The organism is Dietzia sp. DQ11-38-2 (genome assembly GCF_014145055.1).
Classification (GTDB): domain Bacteria; phylum Actinomycetota; class Actinomycetes; order Mycobacteriales; family Mycobacteriaceae; genus Dietzia.
Genome location: NZ_JAALDW010000099.1, coordinates 1 through 3,668, shown reverse-complemented (window position 1 = coordinate 3,668; position 3,668 = coordinate 1). Strand labels below are relative to the sequence as shown.

General features: G+C 70.4%; 2 protein-coding genes. Both read right to left on the bottom strand.

Annotated elements, in window-relative coordinates:
- Nucleotides 1-16: 16 nt before the first annotated feature.
- Nucleotides 17-2,758 (bottom strand): GNAT family N-acetyltransferase, encoded by a 2,742-nt coding sequence (locus tag G6026_RS03915; RefSeq protein ID WP_182612312.1) that lies wholly within the window; start codon nucleotides 2,756-2,758, stop codon nucleotides 17-19.
- A gap of 60 nt (nucleotides 2,759-2,818) precedes the next feature.
- A partial coding sequence (locus G6026_RS03910) for an acetoin utilization protein AcuC (RefSeq protein ID WP_182612311.1) occupies nucleotides 2,819-3,668 on the bottom strand: 850 nt, incomplete at its 5' end.

The following is a 3,668-nucleotide window of genomic DNA, read 5'->3' as shown; positions in this document are numbered from 1 at the left end:
CGGCCGCCGCGACCCGCTAGCGCAGTCGCCGCGGGCCCTCGTCCCCACTGGACCGCGGGGGCGGGCCCAGGTGAACCTGCGCGTACAGCACCGCCACCCCGTCGGGGGCGGCGAGCGCGGGGTCGATGGACAGACGTCGCAGCTCCGGGACGTCCTCCACGAGGCACGACATCCGGCCCATGAGTTCCACCAGTGCCTCCCGGTCAGCCGGTGTGTCCCCGGCGTACCCGTCGAGAATGGGTGCGGCCCGGGGGCGATCAAGGAGCGATCGGGCTTCGGACGGGGAGATCGGCAGAGTACTGAACGCGCGATCGGCGAGGAGGTCCGAAAGCATCCCGGACACTCCGAACGAGATGAGCGAGCCGAAGATGGGGTGGTCCGCCACCCGGATGGTCACGGCGACCCCCTTGGTGGCCATCTTCTGCACGTGCAGCGAGCGCGAGCCGGTGGTGGTCTGGAGTTCGTCGAACGCGTGACGTAACGACGCGGCGTCGGTGAGGTCCAACCGGACCCCGGACTGGTCACTGCGGGTCCGCCACTTCTCCCCCATCGCCTTGACCGCCACCGGGTAGCCGAGCTCCTCGGCCGCCATGGCAGCCTGCTCCACCCCGGCCGCGACGCGGTAGTCGACGATCCCGACCCCGTAGCATTCGAGCAGGCTCCGGACCTGCCCCTGGGTGAGTTCGAACGAGGTGTGTCCGGCGTTCGAGTGGCAGAGCGAGTCCACGAGGTCGCGTGCGCGTGCTCGGTCGATATCGTCGTACTCGGCGGGTTCCTCCGCTGGCCGGTCCAACCACTCGGCGTAGCGGCGGGCGCGGACCAGGGCCGACACCGCACGCTCGGGGTACGGGTACGAGGGGATGGAACCGCGCGAGGCCACGCCGGAGTCGTCGGTGATGGTGAGCCCCTCCGGCAGCCCCTCCCCGGCGAGGAACGTGCTCACGACCGGCTTGGAGCTGCCGGACGCCGCGGCCCGGATGGCCTCGGCGTACGCGTCGGGCTCGGTGGCCACCGGTGGGACGAACACCGTCAGGACCGAGTCCACCTCGTCCCGGGCGACCACGTCGGCTATCGCGGCGCGGAAGTCCTCGGGCAGAGCCCCGGCTCCCAGGTCCACCGAGTCCGCCACCGTGAATCCCTGCAACCGGGCCGAGTCCCCGCCGAGACGGCCGACGGCCGTCGAGTTCCCGACGATCGCCAGGCGTCCGCCCGCGGGCAGCGGTTGGTAGGCGAGCAGCGTCGCGGTGTCGAACATGTCGGTGATGGAGTCCACCTGGATGAGGCCGGAGTCGCGGAACAGTCCACGGATGGCCGAGGCGGTCAGTCCCTGTACCCCCGACTCCAGGTCGTCGACGGCCCGCCGGACCACGACGACCGGCTTGTTGCGGGCCACCCGGCGCGCGATCCTGGAGAACTTGCGGGCGTTGCCGAAGCTCTCGAGATAGAGCAGGACCACCTCGGTCCCGGTATCTGTGTCCCAGTACTGGAGCAGGTCGTTGCCGGAGACATCGGCGCGGTTGCCCGCGGAGACGAAGGTCGACAGACCCAGACCGCGCCGGGCGGCGGCGGCGAGGATGGTGATGCCGAGGGCGCCGGACTGGCAGAAGAACCCGGCCCGTCCGGGCCCGGGGACCACCTCGGCGAGGGTGGCGTTGAGTTGGACGTCGGCGGAGGTGTTGATCACCCCGAGCGCGTTGGGGCCCACCACCCGCATCCCGTGCGCCCGGGCCTCGCTCACCAGTCGACGCTCGGACACCACACCCGCGCTGCCGACGTCGGAGAACCCGGCCGAGATCACCACGAGCGTCGACACGCCCTTGGACAGGCAATCGTCCAGCACCTCGGACATGGACGCGGCCGGGACCGCCACGACGGCGAGGTCGACCGGGTCGGGGATGTCTCGGACGCTGGCATAGGCGCGGACGGACTGCACCGAGGTGGCATCGGAGTTGACCGGGTACACCGGACCGGTGAACCCGTTGCCGATGAGGTTGCGCAGCACAGTGTGGCCGATCTTGCCGACCTGGTCCGAGGCGCCGATGACGGCCACCGACCCGGGGGTGAGAACCCTCGCGACACTGCGCGCCTCGGCCGCGGTCTCGCGCGCGTTGCGGACGTTGGTCAGAGCCTCGGTGGGGTCGATAGCGAACTCGAGGTGCAGGGTGGATCCGTCGAAGGAGCGGGAGATCTCATACCCCGCCCGACGGAACACCTGGATCATCGACCGGTTCTCGGACAGGACCTCCGCCTCGAAGTGGTCGATCCCGCACTCGGCGGCGGACCCCGCGAGGTGCTCCAGGAAGATCGATCCGAGCCCCCTTCCCTGGTGCTGGTCCGAGATGGTGAACGCCACCTCGGCGAATGTCGAGTCGGGAAGGCGCTCGTAGATCGCCATCCCGATGATCTCCGCACCCAGCTCCGCGACGAACGCCATGCGGTCGCGGTAGTCGACATGGGTCATCCGCTGCAGTTCCCTGGCAGACAGGACGTCATGGGAACCGAAGTAGCGCAGGTAGCGCGTCCGCTCGGAGAGACTCGAGTGGAAGCGCGCGATCTTCTCGGAATCGTTGGGCAGGACCGGACGGATCCGCACCGCCCGGCCGTCGGAGCCCAGGACGTCGGCGGCCCACTCGTGCGGGTACCCCTCCGGATACGCGTCGACCGTCGTGTCGGTGGAGGCGTGCTCCGGCGGAGTGACGACGGGCGCATCGCCCTCGGGGTCGCCGACGTCGGTCGTTCCGTCACCGGGGTTGGCCATCGTGGTCCTCCAAGAGACTTCGGTGGTGGATGGTGGGCACCCGCGACGCGGGCGTTGCGGTCAGTCCCGGGGGTCGTCCGGGTCGAGCCCGAGAAGGGGGTAGACGGAACGGCGGGTGTCGAGGATCGACTGGTCGAGTCGGGCCAGCGTCCGGTCGACCTCTCCACCGCGATCGGCGCCGGCGGGCTCCCACGGCGTGTGCGCGGGGGCGGCGCCATCACTCATCGTCTGCGGGACCCTGTCCGGAACGGTGTACCGCGCGGCCATGGCCGCCCACTCCTCCGGCACCCGGGTCCCCGGATCCACGGGGACCCCGAGGATCGCGGCGATGAGGTGGGTCCACGATCGCGGAACCACCCGGACCAGTTCGTATCCACCTCCGCCGATCGCGATGATCCGCCCCTCGCAGAGCTCGTCTGCGAGCGCGATCACCTGGAGGTAGGACTCGCGGTGGCCGTCGACTGTGAGAGACAGGTCGGCCAGCGGATCCTCCCGGTGCGAGTCGCACCCGGCCTGCATGACGATGATCTGTGGTTCGAACGCACGGAGGGCCCCGGGTACCACGGCGTGGAATCCCCTCAGCCACAACCCGTCCGTGACCGCTGGCAGGAACGCCAGGTTCACCGCGGTGCCCTCCGCCCGCCCCACGCCCGTCTCCGATGCCCACCCGGTCGACGGCCACAGCGTGGCGGGGTGCTGGTGCAGGGACACGGTCAGCACACGCGGATCCTCGTAGAAGGCCGCCTGGACACCGTCACCGTGGTGGACGTCGATGTCGACGTAGGCGATGCGGTCGTACCCGTTGTCCAGCAACCAGCTGATGGCCACCGCGGAGTCGTTATAGACGCAGAACCCGGCCGCGGCGGCGGGCATGGCGTGGTGCATGCCGCCCGCCACGGACACCGCCCGG

Bases quoted from the DNA above. Each gene is read 5' to 3' on its own strand.
- G6026_RS03915 (WP_182612312.1), bottom strand. From the start codon at position 2,758: ATGGCCAACCCCGGTGACGGAACGACCGACGTCGGCGACCCCGAGGGC.